This window comes from Phaeobacter sp. JH20_29 (assembly GCF_048056175.1).
GTDB lineage: Bacteria > Pseudomonadota > Alphaproteobacteria > Rhodobacterales > Rhodobacteraceae > Phaeobacter > Phaeobacter bryozoorum.
On sequence record NZ_JAYMWO010000013.1, the window covers coordinates 418,192 to 438,206 of the forward strand.

General features: G+C 60.1%; 18 protein-coding genes, 1 tRNA gene and 1 pseudogene. 8 read left to right on the plus strand and 12 right to left on the minus strand.

Annotated elements, in window-relative coordinates; translation table 11 throughout:
• The first annotated feature begins 452 nt into the window (after positions 1–452).
• Both VWZ85_RS11735 and VWZ85_RS11740 read left to right on the plus strand, forming a co-directional pair.
• Entirely contained in the window at positions 453–1,463 is a 1,011-nt protein-coding gene (locus VWZ85_RS11735; protein ID WP_416540168.1) for a branched-chain amino acid ABC transporter permease, read from the plus strand.
• Entirely contained in the window at positions 1,460–2,782 is a 1,323-nt protein-coding gene (locus VWZ85_RS11740) for a branched-chain amino acid ABC transporter permease (RefSeq protein WP_416588355.1), read from the plus strand. Before VWZ85_RS11735 ends, VWZ85_RS11740 begins: the two co-directional genes overlap by 4 nt.
• A gap of 111 nt (positions 2,783–2,893) precedes the next feature.
• On the opposite strand, the gene VWZ85_RS11745 is transcribed toward VWZ85_RS11740, so the two are convergent.
• Positions 2,894–4,438: a helicase HerA-like domain-containing protein gene (locus VWZ85_RS11745; protein ID WP_416588357.1), complete on the minus strand. Its 1,545-nt coding sequence runs from the start codon at positions 4,436–4,438 to the stop codon at positions 2,894–2,896.
• Positions 4,439–4,983: 545 nt separating this feature from the next.
• Here VWZ85_RS11745 and VWZ85_RS11750 point away from each other — a divergent pair.
• Complete coding sequence (locus VWZ85_RS11750) at positions 4,984–5,628, plus strand: invasion associated locus B family protein (protein ID WP_416534925.1); 645 nt, start codon at positions 4,984–4,986, stop codon at positions 5,626–5,628.
• Positions 5,629–5,733: 105 nt separating this feature from the next.
• On the opposite strand, the gene VWZ85_RS11755 is transcribed toward VWZ85_RS11750, so the two are convergent.
• Genes VWZ85_RS11755 through VWZ85_RS11770 form a run of 4 tightly spaced genes read right to left on the minus strand, consistent with a single transcriptional unit; the run spans position 5,734 to position 10,020 of the window.
• Positions 5,734–6,942: a beta-ketoacyl-[acyl-carrier-protein] synthase family protein gene (locus VWZ85_RS11755; RefSeq protein WP_340545592.1), complete on the minus strand. Its 1,209-nt coding sequence runs from the start codon at positions 6,940–6,942 to the stop codon at positions 5,734–5,736.
• A gap of 28 nt (positions 6,943–6,970) precedes the next feature.
• A complete protein-coding gene (locus VWZ85_RS11760; RefSeq protein ID WP_340545593.1) occupies positions 6,971–7,225 on the minus strand; it encodes an acyl carrier protein in 255 nt (84 codons plus the stop codon).
• Positions 7,226–7,273: 48 nt separating this feature from the next.
• The gene (gene lpxD, locus VWZ85_RS11765; protein ID WP_416588361.1) at positions 7,274–8,347 is read right to left on the minus strand and encodes a UDP-3-O-(3-hydroxymyristoyl)glucosamine N-acyltransferase; all 1,074 of its coding nucleotides are present in this window, start codon (positions 8,345–8,347) and stop codon (positions 7,274–7,276) included.
• 38 nt (positions 8,348–8,385) lie between these two features.
• Complete coding sequence (locus VWZ85_RS11770) at positions 8,386–10,020, minus strand: L,D-transpeptidase family protein (protein WP_416595466.1); 1,635 nt, start codon at positions 10,018–10,020, stop codon at positions 8,386–8,388.
• A 374-nt stretch (positions 10,021–10,394) separates the two neighbouring features.
• On the opposite strand from VWZ85_RS11770, the gene VWZ85_RS11775 reads away from it, so the two are divergent.
• Both VWZ85_RS11775 and VWZ85_RS11780 read left to right on the plus strand, forming a co-directional pair.
• Positions 10,395–10,964, plus strand: coding sequence for a YcbK family protein (locus tag VWZ85_RS11775; protein ID WP_340545596.1), 570 nt, complete (start codon positions 10,395–10,397; stop codon positions 10,962–10,964).
• 238 nt (positions 10,965–11,202) lie between these two features.
• Positions 11,203–11,279: transfer RNA gene (locus VWZ85_RS11780), tRNA-Arg, on the plus strand.
• A 337-nt stretch (positions 11,280–11,616) separates the two neighbouring features.
• Here VWZ85_RS11780 and VWZ85_RS11785 read toward each other — a convergent pair.
• Genes VWZ85_RS11785 through VWZ85_RS11795 form a run of 3 tightly spaced genes read right to left on the minus strand, consistent with a single transcriptional unit; the run spans position 11,617 to position 13,937 of the window.
• Positions 11,617–12,678, minus strand: coding sequence for a methyltetrahydrofolate cobalamin methyltransferase (locus VWZ85_RS11785; protein WP_340545597.1), 1,062 nt, complete (start codon positions 12,676–12,678; stop codon positions 11,617–11,619).
• A 3-nt stretch (positions 12,679–12,681) separates the two neighbouring features.
• Entirely contained in the window at positions 12,682–13,614 is a 933-nt protein-coding gene (locus VWZ85_RS11790; protein ID WP_340545598.1) for a methylenetetrahydrofolate reductase, read from the minus strand.
• Positions 13,615–13,640: 26 nt separating this feature from the next.
• Positions 13,641–13,937, minus strand: a complete 297-nt coding sequence (locus VWZ85_RS11795; protein ID WP_340545599.1) for a virulence factor — start codon at positions 13,935–13,937, stop codon at positions 13,641–13,643.
• Positions 13,938–14,260: 323 nt separating this feature from the next.
• On the opposite strand from VWZ85_RS11795, the gene VWZ85_RS11800 reads away from it, so the two are divergent.
• Both VWZ85_RS11800 and VWZ85_RS11805 read left to right on the plus strand, forming a co-directional pair.
• Positions 14,261–15,373, plus strand: a complete 1,113-nt coding sequence (locus VWZ85_RS11800; protein WP_340545600.1) for a Ppx/GppA phosphatase family protein — start codon at positions 14,261–14,263, stop codon at positions 15,371–15,373.
• Between the two features lie 71 nt (positions 15,374–15,444).
• On the plus strand, positions 15,445–16,200 hold the full coding sequence (locus VWZ85_RS11805) for an RlmE family RNA methyltransferase (protein WP_340545601.1): 756 nt from the start codon (positions 15,445–15,447) through the stop codon (positions 16,198–16,200).
• Positions 16,201–16,267: 67 nt separating this feature from the next.
• On the opposite strand, the gene VWZ85_RS11810 is transcribed toward VWZ85_RS11805, so the two are convergent.
• Together VWZ85_RS11810 and VWZ85_RS11815 are read right to left on the minus strand one after the other, a co-directional pair.
• Positions 16,268–16,465, minus strand: a complete 198-nt coding sequence (locus VWZ85_RS11810) for a hypothetical protein (protein WP_416595468.1) — start codon at positions 16,463–16,465, stop codon at positions 16,268–16,270.
• Between the two features lie 174 nt (positions 16,466–16,639).
• Complete coding sequence (locus VWZ85_RS11815) at positions 16,640–17,491, minus strand: YihY/virulence factor BrkB family protein (protein WP_340545603.1); 852 nt, start codon at positions 17,489–17,491, stop codon at positions 16,640–16,642.
• A gap of 113 nt (positions 17,492–17,604) precedes the next feature.
• Here VWZ85_RS11815 and cls point away from each other — a divergent pair.
• Positions 17,605–19,021 (plus strand): annotated as a pseudogene (cls, locus tag VWZ85_RS11820) (cardiolipin synthase).
• Positions 19,022–19,044: 23 nt separating this feature from the next.
• Here the strand turns inward: cls and VWZ85_RS11825 are convergent.
• Both VWZ85_RS11825 and VWZ85_RS11830 read right to left on the minus strand, forming a co-directional pair.
• Positions 19,045–19,494 (minus strand): potassium channel family protein, encoded by a 450-nt coding sequence (locus VWZ85_RS11825; protein ID WP_340545605.1) that lies wholly within the window; start codon positions 19,492–19,494, stop codon positions 19,045–19,047.
• A gap of 96 nt (positions 19,495–19,590) precedes the next feature.
• Complete coding sequence (locus VWZ85_RS11830; RefSeq protein WP_416588368.1) at positions 19,591–19,983, minus strand: hypothetical protein; 393 nt, start codon at positions 19,981–19,983, stop codon at positions 19,591–19,593.
• Positions 19,984–20,015 lie beyond the last annotated feature (32 nt).

Sequence of the window (20,015 nt, forward strand, 5' to 3'; positions counted from 1 at the left end):
AGTCGAGCTCTCGTTATCTGTACGACACTTAGCCCTGCTGCTGCTCTTGCTGACCAAGCTGGGACTAACCTCAGCTGCTACTTGGAACCTAAGTGCACTTCTGTTCTGGAATGCACCACCAACGATGCTGCGGACTGCAAGACGGTTCAAAGGTGTCCTGCCGATCCCATCGAAATGAAGATCACCCTTGCGGTGCTTTCAGAAGATAGGGGTGCCGGTGGCGGTCTGGCTCGTTTCGCTTGGACACAAGGAGACTCGGAAGAGTTTGTTTCACTTGCCCCGTTTCTGGAGCTTGGTTCGTCCATAAGGTTCGCAAAGGTCCCTCCAGCCGACACATCCGTAGACAGCTGGATGATACTCATGAGCGGCGACAATGTCTCACTCGATGAAAAAAGTGCCAGAAGGTATCCCTCCCAAGTGACATATACCGGCACCTGCCAAGAGGATAAATAATGGACTTCCTCAACGCCCTTGTGGCGCTTACAAATTTTGTCGGGGTTCCGGCAATCGCTTACGGCAGTCAACTGGCGCTTGGTGCGCTGGGTGTGACGCTGATTTATTCGGTGCTTCGGTTTTCGAATTTTGCCCATGGCGACACTATGGCCTTTGGCACGATGGTGACCATCATGGTGACCTGGTGGTTGCAGTCGATGGGCATCAGCTTTGGCCCGCTGCCAACTGCGCTGCTGGCGCTGCCGCTTGGCATCGTGAGCTGTATGCTTCTGATGCTGGTCACCGATCGCACCGTTTATCGGTTCTACCGGACACAGAAAGCCAAGCCGGTGATTTTTGTCATGGTGTCGCTGGGCGTCATGTTCATGATGAATGGCCTTGTGCGATTTGTCATCGGGCCGGGCGATCAGCGGTTTGCTGACGGCGAACGCTTTCTGATTTCCGCGCGGGATTTCAAGGCGATGACCGGCCTGAGTGAGGGGCTGGCGATCAAGACCACGCAAGGCATCACCGTGATCACCGCAGTGGTGGTTGTGGCGCTGCTGTTCTGGTTCCTGAACAAGACCCGCACCGGTAAATCCATGCGCGCCTATTCCGACAACGAAGATCTGGCGCTGCTCTCGGGCATCAACCCGGAGCGGGTGGTGATGTATACCTGGCTGATCGTTGCGACCCTCGCGACCATTGCCGGCGTGCTTTATGGTTTGGACAAATCTTTCAAACCCTTCACCTATTTCCAGCTGCTGCTGCCGATCTTTGCCGCCGCTATCGTTGGTGGTCTGGGCAGCCCGGTCGGGGCCATCGCTGGTGGGTTCATCATCGCGTTCTCCGAGGTGACCATCACCTATGCCTGGAAGAAAGTGCTGACCTACGTCGTTCCGGAGTCGTTCGAGCCTGATGGCCTCGTCCAGCTTCTGAGCACGGATTACAAATTCGCCGTGTCCTTTGCGATCCTTGTGGTCGTGCTTCTGTTCAAGCCCACGGGCCTTTTCAAAGGAAAAGTGGTATGAGCGAGACAGTCAAAACCTCCCTGCTGTTTCTGTTTGTTGGCATTCTGATCCTGCTTGAGGGCAGCACAAGCTTTCTGTTTTTCTCCGGATCCTGGAACTCGGCTCTGGTGATCCTCAACATGGGGTTGGTCTCTGCGATCATGGCGATTGGCGTCAATCTTCAGTGGGGCTTTGCCGGTTTGTTCAATGTCGGCATCATGGGCTTCGTGGCGCTTGGTGGTCTGGCCGTTGTGCTGGTCTCTACCGCGCCAACACCGGGCGCGTGGAGCCAGGGCGGTGTCGGGATCATCATGGCCCTGGCCATGGGGGCGATGACGCTGGTCGCGGCCGTTGCAACCATGCGGATGGTCCCTGCCGGTAAGCTGCGCGTTGCGGTGCTGCTGGCGGTGCTGATCGTCGGCTTTGTGGTGTATCGCGCAATCTTCGATCCGGCGGTTGCCGGGGTCGAGGCGATCAACCCGGCGCTGGAGGGCAACCTAGGCGGGCTGGGTCTGCCGGTGCTTCTGGCCTGGCCTGCGGGCGGTCTGCTGGCGGCCGGCGTTGCCTGGCTGATCGGCAAGACGGCCCTCGGTCTGCGGTCTGATTATCTGGCGATTGCGACGCTTGGCATTGCCGAGATCATCATCTCGGTGCTGAAGAACGAGGACTGGCTGTCGCGCGGCGTGAAAAACGTCGTCGGCCTGCCCCGGCCCCTGCCCTATGAGGTCGATCTGCAGAATGATGCGGAGTTTGTCGCCAAGGCGGCGGACTATGGTCTGGATCCGGTTCTGGCCTCCACGCTCTATGTCAAGCTGGGCTACTCGCTGCTGTTCACCGTCGTGCTGCTGGTGCTGCTGTGGATGGCGCAGATGGCATTGAAGAGCCCCTGGGGCCGGATGATGCGCGCCATTCGCGACAATGAGGTGGCAGCTGAGGCGATGGGCAAGGATGTGACCCGCCGCCATCTGCAAATCTTCATCCTTGGCTCTGCGATCTGTGGCATTGCCGGGGCTATGATGACCACGCTCGACAGCCAGCTGACGCCGGGCACGTATAATCCCTTGCGCTTCACCTTCCTGATCTGGGTGATGGTAATTGTTGGTGGCTCCGGCAATAACTTTGGCGCGGTGCTGGGAGGTCTGCTGATCTGGTTCCTGTGGATCAAGGTTGAGCCGATGGGCATCCTGCTGATCGAGACCCTGACCGCAGGCATGGCCGACACCAATGCGCTGAAGGTTCATCTGCTGGAAAGCGCGTCGCATATGCGTCTGTTGACCATGGGGCTGATCCTGCTGCTGGTGCTGCGTTTCAGCCCCCGTGGCCTGATCCCCGAGCGCTGAGGTCGCAGATCCGCGACCGGTCTGACAATCGGACCTATGGAAACGCGAAACGCCGCCCGTGGATATGCTCCCCGGGCGGCGTTTTGTTTTGCTCTGGCAGGTCGGGCCGGCTCACCGCCCCTTGAACAGACCGCCGAGGATGCCGCGCACAAGCCGTCGACCGGTGGTGCCTTTCAATTCCTTGATGACCGCCTCGGACATGGCTGAGGCAAAACTGTCTCGTGGTTTTACCCGCCGCGCGGAGGACCGGCTGACCCGGCTGCCAGAATAGCGCCGCCCGGCGTTATATTCGCGTGCCATCGGTTCGGGTGCCGCCTCGGCGTAATCTTCTGCGGCCTCAGCCTCGGCGGCGGCTTTTGCGGCGCGTTCCGCCAGGATTTCATAGGCGGACAGCCGGTCGGTGGTCTGGTCATATTTCCCGGCCATGTCCGAGCTCTGCAAGATTGCCCTGCGGTCCTCAGCGGTGATCGGGCCGAGTTGAGAACTGGGCGGGCGGATCAGCGTGCGCTCAACAACGCCGGGGACACCTTTTTTCTGCAACATCGAGGTAACCGCCTCACCGACGCCGACCTCGCGGATCGCCTCCTCGGTGGAGAACCGTGGATTCTCACGGTAGGTTTCGGCCGCCATGCGCAGGTTTTTCCGGTCGCGCGCGGTGAACGCTCGCAGTGCGTGCTGGATGCGGTTGCCAAGCTGGCCGAGAATGTCCTCCGGCACATCTGCGGGGTTCTGCGTGATGAAATAGATCCCCACCCCCTTGGAGCGGATCAGACGCGCCACCTGTTCCACCTTGTCGATGAGCGCCTTGGGAGCGTCGTCGAACAGCAGATGCGCCTCGTCGAAGAAAAACACCAGCCGGGGCTTTTCAGGATCGCCAACCTCTGGCAGCTCCTCGAACAGCTCGCTCAGCAGCCAGAGCAGGAATGTTGCATATAGTCCCGGCGCCGCCATCAGTTTGTCAGCGGCGAGGATATTGACCATGCCACGCCCGTCAGCGGTGCCGCGCATCAGGTCGCTCAGCGCCAGGGCCGGTTCGCCAAAGAGCTGCGCCCCGCCCTGGTTCTCCAGCACCAGCAGCCGCCGCTGGATTGCCCCGATTGAGGCTGTGGAGACATTGCCGTAGCGCAGCGATAGCTGCGCGCGGTTTTCACCCACCCAGACCAGCAGCGCCTGTAGATCCTTCAGGTCCAGCAGCGCCAGACCTTCCTCATCCGCGAGACGGAAGGCGATGTTCAGGATGCCCTCCTGTGCCTCGCTCAGTTCCAACAGCCGCGCCAGCAGCAATGGCCCCATCTCGGCCACGGTCGTCCTGACCGGATGCCCCTGCTCACCGTAGAGGTCCCAGAAGGTGACCGGGCAGGAATGGTAGCGGTAGTCGTCAAAGCCGATTTTGGTCGCCCGGCTGGTAAAGGCATCATGTAGCTTATGGTCGGCGCTGCCGGATTTCGCCAGGCCGGACAGATCGCCCTTCACATCCGACAGGATTACCGGCACGCCGGCATTGGAGAAACTCTCGGCGAGGATCTGTAGCGTGACCGTCTTGCCCGTGCCGGTTGCTCCGGCGATCAACCCGTGACGATTGGCATATTTCAGCGCCAGCGCCTGTGGATCAGCATAGGCTTCGCCACCGCCGCCGATAAAGAGTTTGTCCTGCATGATCTGCCCCTGACTGTTGTGATCCCGCGAAAAATGCGATCGGTCTCAAATGAAAATACAAAATTAACCTTTGAATGCGAGAGTGATAATTGCCCGTCGACCATCATGCGGTTGTGTCGGCGGACATTTCCTCCCTGTCAGACTGGGCCGTGCTTCGGGCACGGCCTTTTTTTTGCGCTCGCGGCCGGCCCGTGGCGATCAGCTGCGCCTTACGGGCAGGTGTTTTGTGCATATTGCGCGCGCTATGGGCGTAGGCGTCAATTATTCCACCAACTGCGACATTTTTTTCTCTTTCCATGTTGACCGATGGCCGACCCTTTCGTAACGTCCTCCCAATAACTAAGTCGGCCAGTCCGACGGGGAGAAAAAATACGAAAAAGGGGGCAGTTGTGCTCCCTTTTTTGTTTTGTTCCAAGCGCTTCCAGTCGTGGCGCGCGATCCGGTCAATTCCCCGCCAGTGAAGCGGGCAAACATGGTTATTGGCCTGACACCGGGGTTCGGCCATGCTACATCGAATCCGACACCACAGGATAGATGAGGCAATCATGATCAAGTCCCTGACCCCGATGACCCTGGCCGCGCTGATGGCGCTGCCGCTGCCGCTGATGGCGCAGGAGACCGCCGGGGCGGCCGAGACCGAAGAGAGCCAGCCCGCCGCAGATGCCGCAGCCACGGAGGCACCAAAAGCCGACGAGGTTCTGGATCTTGGCCAGCCCGTACAGGATGGCCCCAAGCTGGGGCAGCGCTATTCCAAAGAAACCCATGGCGATTGGGATCTGGCCTGCGTCAAGACCGAGGAAGAAACCGATCCCTGTTCGCTGTTGCAGATCATGTCCGACGACAGCGGCAATCCGATGGCGGAGTTTTCGCTGTTCCGGATTGATCAGGAAGGCAGCCAGGCTGTCGCCGGTGCGACGGTGATCGTGCCGCTTGAAACCTTGCTGCCGGCCGCGCTGACCATTTCCATCGATGGCGCCCCCGGCAAGCGGTATAATTATTCCTTCTGTAGCCCAATGGGCTGCGTCGCCCAGATCGGGCTGACCGAGACCGATATCGCCGCGTTCAAAAAGGGCAAGATCGCCACGCTGAGCCTGCGGCCCGCACCAGCGCCGGATCAGGTGATCAATATGGAGCTGTCGCTCAGCGGATTTACCGCCGGTTACAATGTCGTGGACGTTGTGAAGCAATAAACATCCGGTGCGGCAAACAGAAAGCCGCTGTCCAGAAAAAACGATCACCGCCGCACCCTGGATCAGGATGCGGCGGTTTTTTTCGGCTCTGCGGCTGGCGATCGCTCAGATCTTGCGCAGAGCAAGCACCGCGTTCAGCCCGCCAAAGGCAAAGGCATTGCTGAGGGCGACGGTCACATTGGCCTGCCGTGCCTCATTCGGAACCACGTCCAGCGCGCATTCCGGATCAGGTTCCTCATAACCGATGGTTGGCGCAACGATACCGTCACGCAGCGCCATGATGCAGGCCAGCAGTTCGACCGCTCCGGTGCCGCCGATCAGATGGCCGTGCATGGATTTGGTCGAGGACATCATCAGATTATCCGCATGGGGCCCAAAGACATCCGCCACGGCCGCGCATTCCGTTTTGTCGTTGGCGGCGGTTCCGGTGCCATGGGCGTTGACGTAGCCGACGTCCTCGGGGTTGACCTTTGCGTCCTGCAGCGCGCCGGCAATGGCGCGCGCGGCGCCCTGTTTGCTGGGCATGACGATATCTGCCGCATCCGAGGACATGGCAAAGCCGATGACCTCGCAGATGATATCGGCGCCGCGGGCGCGGGCGTGATCATAGTTTTCAAAAACGAAGATCCCGGCCCCCTCGCCCTGCACCATGCCGTTGCGGTTGGCACTGAACGGGCGGCAGGCATCCCGTGACATGACCCGCAGCCCTTCCCAGGCTTTGACGCCGCCAAAGCAGAGCATCGATTCAGATCCACCGGTGATCATCACCGGCGCCATCCCGGAGCGGACCATCTGAAACGCCTGGGCCATGGCATGATTTGAAGAGGCGCAGGCTGTCGAGACGGTAAAGCTCGGCCCCTTCAGATTATGTTCCATCGAGACATGGCTGGCTGCGGCATTGTTCATAAGCTTGGGCACGACAAAGGGGTGGACCCGGTTTTTGCCGTCCTCGTAAACCGAGCGATAATTGTCGTCCCATGTCGAGACCCCGCCGCCGGCCGTCCCAAGCACCACGCCGGATTTCTGAGACAGCTCGCCGTGAAACTCCAGCCCCGACTGCTCAATCGCCTCTTTTGCGGCGGTCAGCGTGAATTGGGTGAAACGATCATAAAGGCTCATCTGTTGCCGGTTGAACCGGCCCTCGGCCTCAAACCCGCGCACCTGTCCGCCGATGCGGATCGACAGGCGGTCAACGTCGCGAAAATCGAGCTCTCCGATGCCACAGCGACCTTCGGCCATTGAGGCCAGCGTGTCGGCCACCGTATGGCCAAGGGCGTTGATTGTCCCCATGCCAGTGATGACAACCCGGTTCATCTTGTGCCTCCAACCCCGCTGAACATCGTTATTTTTCGGCGATCAGCTTATCAATGCCGACGATGATCGCAGCGACATTGGAGATGTCGAAATCACTCTTGTCCGGTTCATTTGCGTTGAAGGGGATGGTGATGTCGAACTCTTCCTCAATGGCAAAGATACTCTCGACAAGGCCAAGGCTATCGATACCGAGGTCTTCCAATGTGCTGTCGAGTGTCACATCCGATGGTTCCAGCACAGCCTGTTCGGCGATGATGGCGATGACCTTGTCCTGCGTGCTCATGAGGGATCCCTGATCAGTGGTATTTTGCGTCATGTAAGTGGTGCGCCGTTATTTGAAAACCGCCTTCTTCAGCGCCTCGATGTCGCGCATCAGACGGCCCAGACGCCGCTGCCCCTTATACATCTCGGTATGTGTCTCCATTTTGACAGCGGGATAGCCCATCACCACACGGCCTGCGGGCACGTTTGACAGGATCTTGGTTCCACCCCCGGCAATCACCCCGTCACCGATAAAGATATTGTCGGCAACCCCGGTCTGACCGCCCAGAACCACGTTGTTGCCAATATCGACGGAGCCTGAAATTCCGGTCTGACCACAAAGCAGACAGTCCCGACCGACACGGGTGTTATGGCCAATATGAACGAGGTTATCGAGCTTGCTGCCGCTGCCGATCACGGTGTTGCGGATGGTGCCATTATCAATGGTGCAATTGGTGCCGAGTTCGACGTCATCGCCAATCTCGACTGCGCCGAGCGAATGGATCCGCAGCCAGCTCTGCGCCTTGCTATCGCCTTGATCGCCCATGGTTTTGCGCGCAGTTTCCACGCCGGAGACCTCCGGTGTCACATAGGAAAACCCGTCGCCGCCAATCCGTGCGCCGGGCTGGGCGCGAAAGCGATCACCGATGATGGCACGGGCACCAATGCTGACAGCTTCGCGCAGCTGCGCCTCGGTGCCGATGGTGACATCCGCCCCGATGTAGCACTGCGGGCCAATCACTGACCCTGCGCCGATCCGCGCACCCGCGGCGATCACCGCCAGAGGGCCGACGGAGACATTCTCGCCCAGTTCTGCGGAGGGGTCGATCACAGCGCTGGGGTGAATTCCATCGCCAAATCCCTGTCCCCGGTCCAGCAGCCGGGTCAAACCGCCCATCGCGAGGCGCGGGCGCGGGGCAAAGATGGCGGCCTTCAGCCCCATCGCCTGCCAGTCGGCGCCCTCCCAGACCAATCCGACGCGGGCGCTGCCTTCGTTCAGGGTTTCGGCGTATTTCGGGGCCATGGCCATGGCCAGATCATCGGGGCCTGCATCCTGCGGTTCAGCGGCGCGCTGCACCACCAGGTCCAGATCTCCTGCGGCCTCTGCCTGAAGAGAGGCGGCGATTTCGCGGACTGTAAACATGTCGGGCCCTTCCGGTCTGTTGCCTTTGGGCCCGAGGATTACCCTTGTACGCCCGGCAACACCACCCCTGCCCGTTCCAACGCGGCCCATACCTTGGCGTCACGACCGTAGATGTCGCGACGGTATTCGGGCTGCCCTTTTGAGGACACAAAGGCGGTCCGATAGATAATATGCACCGGAACCTTCTGATCAAGGACCACCTTGGTCTCCTTGCCGCTGTTCAGAATACGGTGAAAGAAATCCTTTGGGTTTTCAGTCTGGCGAGCCAGCAAAGCGTAAGCGAATTCAAATGGTTGCGCGAGCCGGATGCAGCCATGCGAGAAGGCGCGGACCTCACGCTGGAACAGGCTCTTCTGCGGTGTGTCATGCAGATAGATATTGTATTTGTTCGGGAACATGAACTTCACCAGCCCGAGCGCGTTCTTGCTGCTGGGTGGCTGGCGCATGGCAAAGGGGAAGGTGCGCGCGGTATATTTGGAGAAATCAGCGGTTGCGCGATTCACTTTGCGGCCCCGGCTGTCGGTGATTTCGATATGGCTCACCGCGTTTGGGTTGCTGCGCAGCTTGGGCAGATATTCCTTGGTCACGATGGACCGGGGCACGTACCAGCTGGGATTGATCACCATATGCTCCATCTCGTCAGAGAATTCCGGCGAGCGTCGGTCGGCATTGTCCTTGCCGATGACAGAGCGGGTCACAAAGGTCACTTCGCCATTGTCGATTATCTTTGCGGTGAAATCGGTCTGATTGACCAGAATATGACGGTTGCCGCGATCCGGGGTCAGCCAGCGTTCGCGCTCCATCGCTACCAGAACGGATTTGAGCCGGTCCGAAACCGGTTTGTTGATTTCCGCGATTGTCCCGCCACCGGCGACCCCATCGGCGGTCAGCCCGTGATCGGATTGGAACGCCTGCACGGCCTGCTCCAACGCGCCATCGTAGCTGCGCGCTGCGCTGCGTGGCAGATACCCCATCGCAATAAGACGATTGCGCAGGGCAATCACCGCCGGGCCATTGTCGCCACGTTCCAGTTTCTGTGCCGCAACCCGTGGGCCCCAGCCGCCGGCCGCCTGCAGCTTTTCCAGTCGCATCTTCTCACGCAGCAGCGCCTGATACTGGGCGCTTTGCGGCGCCAGGCTGCGCAGATAGGCCACAGGAGACTGATCACGGATCCCGATCAGATAGGCGGCGAAATCCGGTTGGTGTTTCTCGCGGACGATACCGTCGTCGATCAGGCGCGGTTCAAGCAGACCTGTTTGCAGGTCGCTGGCATAGCCCACCAGCGCGCGGCTCATCGCGACTTCGGCACGACCGAGGTCACGGGTGGTCCGAACCTGGCTCAGCAGCTCCATCAGCGCATCTATTTCGGCGCTGCGATCCGGAAGCCCGTGAACCGGGGCCTCCTGCAGGGCGCGAAACAGCGCTGCGCGCCGGATGCGCGCGGCATCATCGCTGCCGGTCCAGATCGCAGCATAGCCCGTTTCGCGGTAAAACGCGGCAACCGGGTCGCTCGCTGAGGCCGCTTCGGCAACCGCCTGTTTGAACGCCGTCACCTCTGCCCTGACACCGGAGGGCATGGCAAGGGCAGCCCCGCCCAGTGCAAGTGCAAAAACTCCCGCCTTCAGCGTCGGGCCAACGGTCGAAATGGCACGGGTCATCAACACAGGCGACATATGGGTACGGTCCTCAAATGAATTGCTTTTCACAGTCTGCAGTTGCCTACATGAAATCCTGGTGAACGCCAGCCCCCGCTGTCCATTCACATTTTAAACAGCGCAAACAGGCAACAGGCACCTGCGTCTTATCGGTCTCAATTACGACCACTCGGGCCGTGATCGCCACGACACATTGAGGGGAAATTAACCATTTATTTCCCTTTTGCGCAAAAAATTGCCGAAAATCACAGTTCATGTCGAGCTGCAACATTCAAAACTTGGCGCGCGATTCTGTATGTGCAATACAGTTCTCGCGTGGAAACAGGACCACACCCTGTCCGTAACATCGGGCACAGGCAGAGACATCAGGCGTACGGGACAGCGCAGTGACAATGGCTAAAACTGAAAAATCGGGTTTCTCCCGTCGTGCTCTATTGGGTGCGTTCGCGGCAACAACCATGGTCGCCGCTCCGACCTTCTCCAATGCAGCGGGCTTCCTGCGCGGCGCAGGTGATATCCGGCGGATCCGGATGTACTCAGGCCGCACCGGTGAGCGGATCGACATGGTGTATTGGATCGACGGCAAATACATCAAAGATGCGATCAAGGAAGTGAACCACTTCATGCGCGACTGGCGCAACGATCAGGTCAAGGAAATCGACCTGCGTACGATCGACATCATGGCCGCCTCCCACAATCTTCTTGATGTGAATGAGCCCTATATGATGCTGTCGGGCTACCGCAGCCCGAAAACCAACGCGATGCTGCGCAGCCGCTCGCGCGGGGTTGCGAAGAACTCGCTTCACATGCGGGGTCAGGCCGCTGACCTGCGGCTCTCCTCGCGCTCCGTATCGCAGATGGCGAAAGCCGCAATGGCCTGCCGTGCCGGTGGCGTTGGCAAATACAGCGGCTCGAATTTCGTTCATATGGACTGCGGTGTTGTCCGCAGCTGGAACGGCTAAACAGCCTGCCCCGCCTGTTCTCGTGTCCCGAGCCTTTGCAAGCCCATGTTGCCCGACAACATGGGTTTTTTGCTGTGCTCTGACGTCTGAATTCAGCGAGTTTCCCGCGCGCACCATAGTCTGTCCAATGTCCATTCGCTGCATAATCATACAGATTGCAAACGCCTGAATTGAATTATGGTTCCCATGTTTTTTGCCATTGCAGAGCCACCGCGCGGCAGCTATACGACGCATATAGGCACCTGTAGCTCAGCTGGATAGAGCGCTGCCCTCCGAAGGCAGAGGCCAGAGGTTCGAATCCTCTCAGGTGCGCCATCTCTCACACCATGTTTCGCATATGCACCGATGCCGCTGGCGCCTGTGTGCTGTGCCTGTGTTGCGCGGGCTGTGTGGCAAGGGCTTGCCGGTCCAAGGGCCATAAGTGGACGCTGTTGCGCCCTCGCACTATTATTGGTTAATCCCGACAAATCCGGGGCGGGAGAGAGCGGCCTGCGTCCATTCAGGAATGGTTTTACCCGTGGGTCGCTCGTTTTAGCGCCAATCGGGACGCCGCAGCCCCGCGCCAGACAGCTTGCGAAACAACTGGATTTCCAGGCAAAAAAAAGAGGCCAGACCAGTGGTCTGACCTCTCGTAGCTTGTATGGGCGGCGAGTCAGGCGCGACGGCGACGGCTGCCGGCGCGACCACCGCGACCACGGCTTTCCTCGCCCTCTTTTGCCGGCTCTTTGTTGGCCTTGATCCATTCACCACCGTGAGGATCGTTGTTGGTCAGCAGGTTGGCGGCGCGGATCGCTTCCATCTCCTTGCCCGGACGTGGCTTGGTGGATCCAAGACCGAACATCTGAACAAAGGCCTCGTCTTCCATGCCCTCGGGCAGGATGATCCCGGCGGCCTCCACTTCGGCTCTCTTTTCGGCAATCTTCTTCTGGGTTACCGGCAGTGCCACCGGGTTCATGATCGCAGAGGTCATCCCCGCGCCCATCGCCATCGGCAGGAAAGCATTATTGATGCCGTGACGGTTCGGCAGGCCAAAGGAGACGTTCGAGGCACCACAGGTGGTGTTCACGCCCAGTTCTTCGCGCAGACGGCGAACCAGTGCAAAGACCTGCTGGCCTGCGGTCGCCATCGCGCCAATCGGCATCACCAGCGGGTCAACCACGATGTCATGCGCAGGAATGCCGAAATCTGCGGCGCGCTCGACGATCTTCTTGGCGACGGCAAAGCGGACGTCGGGATCTTCGGAGATGCCGGTGTCGTCGTTGGAAATGGCCACGACCGGCACGTTGTACTTTTTGACCAGCGGCAGCACGTGCTCCAAGCGCTCTTCCTCGCCGGTGACCGAGTTCAGCAGCGGACGCCCCTCGGCGGCCTGCAGACCGGCTTCAAGCGCGCCGGGCACCGAGGAGTCGATGCAGAGCGGCGTGTCGGTCAGACCTTGCACCAGCTGGACGATCTTGGTCATCAGCGGCGGTTCGGTCTCGTTCGGGTTCGGGTTGGAGTTGTAGACAACGCCCGCGTTGATATCGAGGATGTTGGCGCCGGCCATCACCTGCGCAATCGCGTCTTGTTCAACGGTGGAGAAATCGCCGGCTTCCAACTCGGCCGCGAGTTTCTTGCGGCCTGTGGGGTTGATCCGTTCGCCGATCACACAGAACGGCTCATCAAATCCCAGGATTGCGGTTTTTGTCTTAGATTCTACGACGGTACGGGTCATTTTTTATCCTTGGGAATTGACCGGCTGCGCTGCTGCGCCGCCGTTGTTGATGGCCCAGGTGGCGTTGGTCTTAATGCCACCCAGCGGGAAGAAATGCACATTGGTGATGTTGAAATCGGGGTTGGCGGCCTTGTGGGCAGCCAGCTCGGCAATCACATCTGTCGGCTCATAGGGCAGCAGCAGCTTGGAGACATCCATCGCGCGCTTTTGCAGCACCTTGAGGGACGGACCAACACCGCAGGCGATGGCGAATTTGATCAGCGTCTGCAGTTTGGCCGGGCCGGCAATGCCGATATGGATCGGCAGATCTACGCCTGCGGCCTTGATGCTGTCGGCCCATTCGATGATCGGCTTCGCCTCAAAGGCGAACTGGGTTGCCAGCGCCATCTTCGCATCGGTGCGTTCGGAGAATTTCTGTTTCCACAGAAGCGCATCCGAGACGTTCTTCATGCTGCCGTCAGGATCGATATCCTTGTTGCCTTCGGGGTGGCCCGCAACATGCAGGTTGGTGAACCCGGCCTTGTCGAACAATCCTGTTTCCAAGAGCTGCATGGAGCTGTCAAAGGCACCATGAGGTTTGGCAACACCACCGGCCAGCAACAGCGCCTGCTTGACATCGGCCTCCCCCTGATAGCGGGCGATCCAGTCGGCCAGCGTGGCCTCGTCCTGGATGATCCGCGCGGGAAAATGCGGCATCACCGGGTAGCCTTCGGCATTGAGCCGCTTGGCGGTTTCCACCATTTCCTCGATCGGCGTACCTTCGATATGGGCGATGTAGACGCGGGTGCCGGCGGGCAGCAGATCGCGGAAGCTCTCGACCTTGGCAGCGGTACGGGGCATCACCTCGATCGAGTAGTTTTCCAGAAAGGCCTCGACCTCGGGGCTGCTGGGCTGCGCTACGCCAGCATCGCGTTTCTTGAAGTTCAACAAAGCCATCGTGGCCTCCCAAAAAGATGTCAGGCTCATGCCCATCCGTCGTTAGCGATCAGTGTCTTGAGCCGGTCCTGATCATAATCCGCTTCCAGACGCTTGGCCTCGGCCTCGGCGATATCGGCCGGTTCACCATCCATGGCGTAGGGCGCAGCCTTGCGCCATTCCGCGAGATAGGCGTCGGCGTCCTTCGCGTTCACCTTCATTGCCGCACGGTCGATGGCTTGTTCAAACCGCTCTTCCAATTGACGTTTGGCCCCGCGACGGCCTTTGCCGACGATGATCTGTGCTGGGATGTCGCGCCAATATACGATGGTGACGTCGGGCATTGCCTGAGCTTCCTTTGCGTCTGTGTAGTTGCGTTTCTAGTGTGGCATCGCCGGGCGCGTTCGTCGGATTTCGACCTGACATTGGTTCTGAGCGACCTTTTCCGGGTCGCTTCTGGATAGCAACGGCGGGCCGGGCTGGCTACCGGGCAGCGCCCTCATAATATTCAACAGCTTTATGAATTTGATCGGCAAAGCGCTCAAAACCGTTCAAGAAACGTCAATTCGTCAATCGGCAAATCGTCATCGGGGCATTCGGGCCACCTTGCACGTGGCGGTCAGCCCACATATGCTTGGATCAACACGATTATCGGAGGGCGTGAATCATGGCGCCCAGGCGTTCCAAAGGTGCGGGCGCATTTCCCCGAGTGGTAGAGAGCCCTGCACCGGCCCGCCCAGATCCTGATGCGCTCTATGCGGCGCTCGATCTGGGGACAAATAGCTGCCGGATGCTGATTGCCCAACCCAAGGGCAGCGGCTTCCATGTGGTGGACAGCTTTTCAAAATCGGTGCAGCTTGGCGCCGGTTTGGAGCGGACCGGGCGCTTGTCGCGCGCGTCGATGGCGCGCACCATCCAGGCTCTGCGTATCTGCCAGCAAAAGCTCAAACGCAACCGGGTGAAACGGATGCGGCTGGTCGCGACCGAGGCCTGTCGTCGGGCGAAGAACGCGCGAGAGTTCATTCGTCAGGTGCGCCGCGAGACCGGTCTGACGCTGGAGATCATCCAACCCGAGGAAGAAGCGCGTCTGGCAGTGATTTCCTGCGCGCCGCTGGTGTCGACCAAGACGGATCAGCTGCTGGTGGTCGATATTGGCGGCGGCTCCACCGAACTGGTCTGGATCGACATCTCCTCGATCCCGCGCCGCGACCGGCCATCCGCCATCATGCGGCTGCACGCAGGGTTTCATCCCGTTGAAAGCCCCTTTCCCGCGGCCAAGGTTGTTGACTGGATCTCAGTACCACTTGGGGTCGCGACGCTGCGCGATCAGTTCCACGACGTCGAGGATGACGCGGCCCGTTTTGCCCTGATGAGCTGGTTCTTTGAAGAGAACCTCGCCGATTTTGCGCCCTATAAGGACGAGCAGACCCGACAGGGCTTTCAGATCGTTGGCACCTCTGGCACCGTCACCACCGTTGCCGCCTCGCATCTGGGGCTGAAACGCTATGACCGGACCAAGGTGGACGGGCTGCGCATGACCAGCGATCAGATTGACAAGGTTATCCGCTCTTATTTAGAACTCGGCCCTCAGGGACGCCGCAGCGACCCGCGTATTGGCGAAGACCGTCAGGCGCTGATCATGTCGGGGGCGGCAATTCTACAGGCGCTCTTGCGGTGCTGGCCGACGGACAGGTTGTCCGTTGCGGACCGGGGCCTGCGCGAAGGCCTGCTTTATGCACAGATGAGCGCCGATGGCGTTCTGGAAGACGGGCCGTTCTGACGGCCACACACAGGATATGAGCGTCCGACAGTTGGCCCCGATGCGGCCACGGACGACAGGGAACAGCAAATATGGCAAAGACACCCACGGGAAAAACACCCACTGGCAAGAACACCTCCGGGCGCGGACAGCGTGACCTGAAGGTCAAGGTCAAGACTGCCCGTGGGCGTAAACTCAGCTCCACCCGCTGGTTGCAGCGGCAGTTGAACGACCCTTATGTGAAACGCGCCCAGGCCGAAGGCTACCGTGGGCGCGCGGCCTATAAGATCATGGAAGTCGACGATAAATTCCGCTTCCTTGTGAATGGCGCGCGGGTGGTCGATCTGGGCTGCGCCCCGGGCGGCTGGGCGCAGGTAGCGGTGAAGCGGATCAATGCGCTGGGGGAAAAGCCGGGTAAGGCGGTAGGCCGCATCATCGGCGTTGATCTGCAGGAGGTCGAGCCGCTGGCGGGTGCCGAGTTCCACCAGCTGGATTTCATGGACGAAGGGGCCGACGACAAGGTCAAGGAATGGCTTGGTGGCAAGGCAGATGTGGTGATGTCGGATATGGCAGCTGCCAGTTCCGGTCACAAGCAGACCGACCATTTGCGGATTATCTCGCTTTGTGAAACCGCGGCCTATTTTGCCTTCGACGTTCTGGAAGAAGGCGGCACCTTCGTGGCCAAGGTATTGGCCGGCGGGGCCGAGGGTGATCTGCAAAAGCTGCTGAAGCAGAAATTCACCAAGGTTTTCCACGTCAAACCGCCATCGTCACGTTCGGACAGTTCGGAAAAATTCGTGGTTGCAACCGGATTTCGCGGTGAGCCTTCGGATGCGTCTGACGATTGATCTCTAACCGGGCTGTGGCCGGGCGCATGGCAACCGCCGCCCTGCCCCGGCTTTCAGGTCTGGGCGATCAGCTGCCGCGCTGAGCGGTGCTGGAAAACGACCGCAGCGCCAGCGCCTGCAAGGCGATGGTTTCCAGTGAAGTGCCTTCAGCGCGCAGCGTCACGCGCGGGCTGTCCTTCTCGGTGCGATGAGGCGCTGCGACAGGCTGTTTCAGCAGGCGTTGCACCAATTGGCGGGGCGGAAGTTTGCTTTGCAAAAGACGCATCAGTTCCTCGTACCGTATGAGCGTTCGGGCTGTTCTCATCGAAGAATAGACCGGCCACTGGGCCAGCATCGTGGCTCAATTGTGGCAGAACTGCCTTATTGTTGCGATTTTCGAAACAATTTCAGTTCAGGCACGGGCTGGTGCACTCGGACGGTTGCAAACGCCTGCGACAGGTCAGGAGGTTGGATGCAGCAGCACCCCATTGAGTTCCGCGCCAAGGATCAGAATGGCTGAGTTCAGATAGAGAAAGATCAGCGCCGCCATAGCCCCCGCCAGCCCTGCATAGGTGGCCGAATAGGCCGCAAAACTGCTGATGTAGATGGCAAAGGCGAGGCCGGCCGCCCACCACAGCACCACTGTCAGCAGCACCCCCGGTAGCACCTGTGAGAGCCGGTGACGCTTCGCCGGGAGCAGCATGTGGAAGGCAAACACAGCAACGAGCGGGATCACCGCAACCAGAACCCCGTTCAGACCGCCCTCCCAGTTGCCTCTCAGCGGGACTTGCGGGAAGAAACTGGCCAGATGGCGCGCATAAAGCGGCAGGATCAGCTCAAACACCGCCGCCGCCATAATGCCCGCGCCCCCCAGGATCACCAGACCAATGCACAGGCCCCGGGTCTTCCAGAACGGCCTGGTATCGCGTTCATGATAGGCCTGCACCATTGCCAGACGCACCGCATCCACCCCGTTGGAGGCAAAGTAGATAGCGATGACACCACCCAGCGTGACCACCCCGGTGGAAGATGTGGCAAGCACCGAGTAGACCTCCCGCACGATGGGATCCGAGACGCTTTCCGGCCAGGAGCCAAAGACCAGCTCCACCAGGTTTTCCAGATCAACCCCGCCCGACAGTGACCCCGCCACCGCACCGGTGAGCGCCACGGTAAAAAGGATAAAGGGAAACAAGGCGAGCATCAGCGACATGGCGATATGGCTGCTCAGCACCCAGCCGTTCTTGTCGTTGAACCGCTTGGCGGCCAGATACAACGCATAGGCGCCGGGTTTCACATAGGGTCGCATGCTCATGGCCTGACGGTCTCATAGCTCGCTTCAAAAAACCAGCCCTTTCAGGGAGATATAGCCAAGCCCATCCGCCGGATGTAGGTTTGGCCAGAAGATATGCGACAGGGAGCGCGGCGATGGCCTGGATTGCGATAAGCACATCGGCAGTGCTGATGATGTGGGTGCTTGCGGGTCTGGCCTCTCTGAAGGCGGCCCGCACCGCCCGCACGCCGCAAGGGGCAATCGGCTGGGTGGTATTTTTGCTGTCCGCTCCGCTGGTGGCGCTGCCGCTCTATCTGTTTTTCGGGCAACGCCGGTTTTCGAGGTATCGCGCCACCCGGCGCGAGGCGGAGCGGGTCCTGAACGCGCTGCGCGTCTACTCAGATCTTCACACACAGGACCGCGATCAACTGGCCGCGAACCAGGCCCCCTTCGAACGGCTGGCCGGTTATCCGGTTTGCCGGGGCAACGGGTTTGAGCTGCTCAAAAACGGCGCTGAAATCGCCGATGCGATTATCGAGGCCATTGATGCGGCAGAGGATTACGTTCTGGTCCATTTCTACATCGTGCGCGATGACAAGATCGGACAGCGGTTCAAGACCGCCTTGCTTGACGCACGCGCGCGGCGTTGCTGTCTGGTTCATGACGGATGCGGTAGGCAGTCACGGGCTGTCAAACCGATACCGCGAGGCGTTGGAGGCGGCAGGTGTCAATCAGGTTGACCCCAGCACCCGCCCCGGCCCGAAACATCGGTTTCACCTGAACTTCAGGAACCATCGCAAGACGGTCATCGTCGATGGGCGTGTCGGCTTTACGGGCGGAATGAATATCGGCGATGAATACATGGGGCGCGACCCGACCTTTGGCGCTTGGCGCGATACGCAGGTGCGGTTGACCGGTCCGGTCGTGCAGCAGCTACAGCTGGGCTATGCGGAGGATTGGTTCTGGTTGACCGAGGATCCGATCCTTGACCTGCTGACCTGGGACTGCGCCCCGGTTGAGGGCACAGGCAAACCCGCGCTGGTGGTCGAAACCGGGCCGGGAGACAGTACCATCAACGGCTCGATGCTGTATTTCTCTGCCATCTCCGCAGCGCGTTCCCGGATCTGGCTTGCCTCGCCTTATTTCGTGCCGGATCAGGATGTTGTGGCTGCGTTGAAGAACGCCGCCATGCGCGGGGTCGATGTGCGCATCCTGTTGCCCGAGACTGCGGATCACTACGCACCCTGGCTGGCTGCCTACGCCTATTTTGACGACCTGCGCGAGGTTGGTGTCAAAATCTACAGGTATCAGGCCGGATTTGTGCACCAGAAGGTTTTTGTCGTGGATGATACCATCGCGGCGGTGGGCACGATGAACCTCGACAACCGTTCTTTCCGGCTGAATTTTGAGAGTATGGCGCTGTGCTTTGATGCGGAAACGGCAGAACAGGTGGCGCAGATGCTGGATGAGGACATGGCATCGTCAACGCTTCTGGAGACGGATCTGGACGCGCAACCGGTGACCATCCGCTTTGGTGCGCCTGTCGCGCGCCTGCTGGCGCCAATCCTGTAGGGCACCACGCCGGAGGTGACGGGTCAGCGTACTCTCACCGGCGCGGTATCTTCCAGCAGAAACACCTCTCGCAATGCAGCCACCAGAAACGCCGTGCTGATGCCAAAGGCAAAGAGCCCGGTAACTGCGCCGAAGGCCGCAAAGATCCGCATCCCCTCGCCAAGGACGATATCGCCGTAGCCGAGGGTGGTATAGGTCGCGAGCGAGAAATAAATCGCAGTATTCCAGTCGCCTATGGCACCAGAGAAAATCAGCGCCGTGGCCCAGATCCAGACCTGCAGCGTATGAGCAAAGACGATCAGCCCGATGGCAACCGCCAGCACTGCGCTCATCTGCACAAAGCGCCGCCCACGTTGCAGCACGCCAAGCCGTCTGCGCAGAACATGGATGCAGAACACCAGCAACCCAGCCTCCACGACAAGGCAGATCCCAAGGTACAGGCTGCCGAGCAGCAGCTGCTGGATGAGTGTCATGTCCCTGCCCTCATTCGTTGACCTTGCGCCGATGGATCTGTCGATCAGCCGCGATCGGCTCGGCTCACGGCTCCGGTTTTGGCGCAGTCTACGAAATCAGCTCTGCAACATGCAATCGCGATAGTACTGTTTGACCAGCCGCTTGCGCTGCGCCTCGGGCGTGTTGAAGTAATCATCGCGGTCCTCGGCTTCGGAACCGCTGCGTGATCTCGCGCGGCGCAGCTTGCCCTCCTGCACACTGATCCCGATCCGAACTGTCCCGGAGAAAGTGATCCCGGCGCGATCATTGCCCAGCCGCAGACCGTCAGGGGCATCACTGCGCGGCGCGCCGGCGTAGGCCTCCGCCCGGCTGCGGCAGAGCGCTTCGCGGCTGCCGGACGCCGTTTGCGCCACGGCGACCTCCGTCAGCGGGACCGCTGCCAGAGCGGCCAGAATGGCAGGTGCCAGACCTCGCGATGACCAGCGGAATGGCAGTGAGAACAGCGACATGGCGTAGCCTTTGTTGAGCCCAACCCCATTAT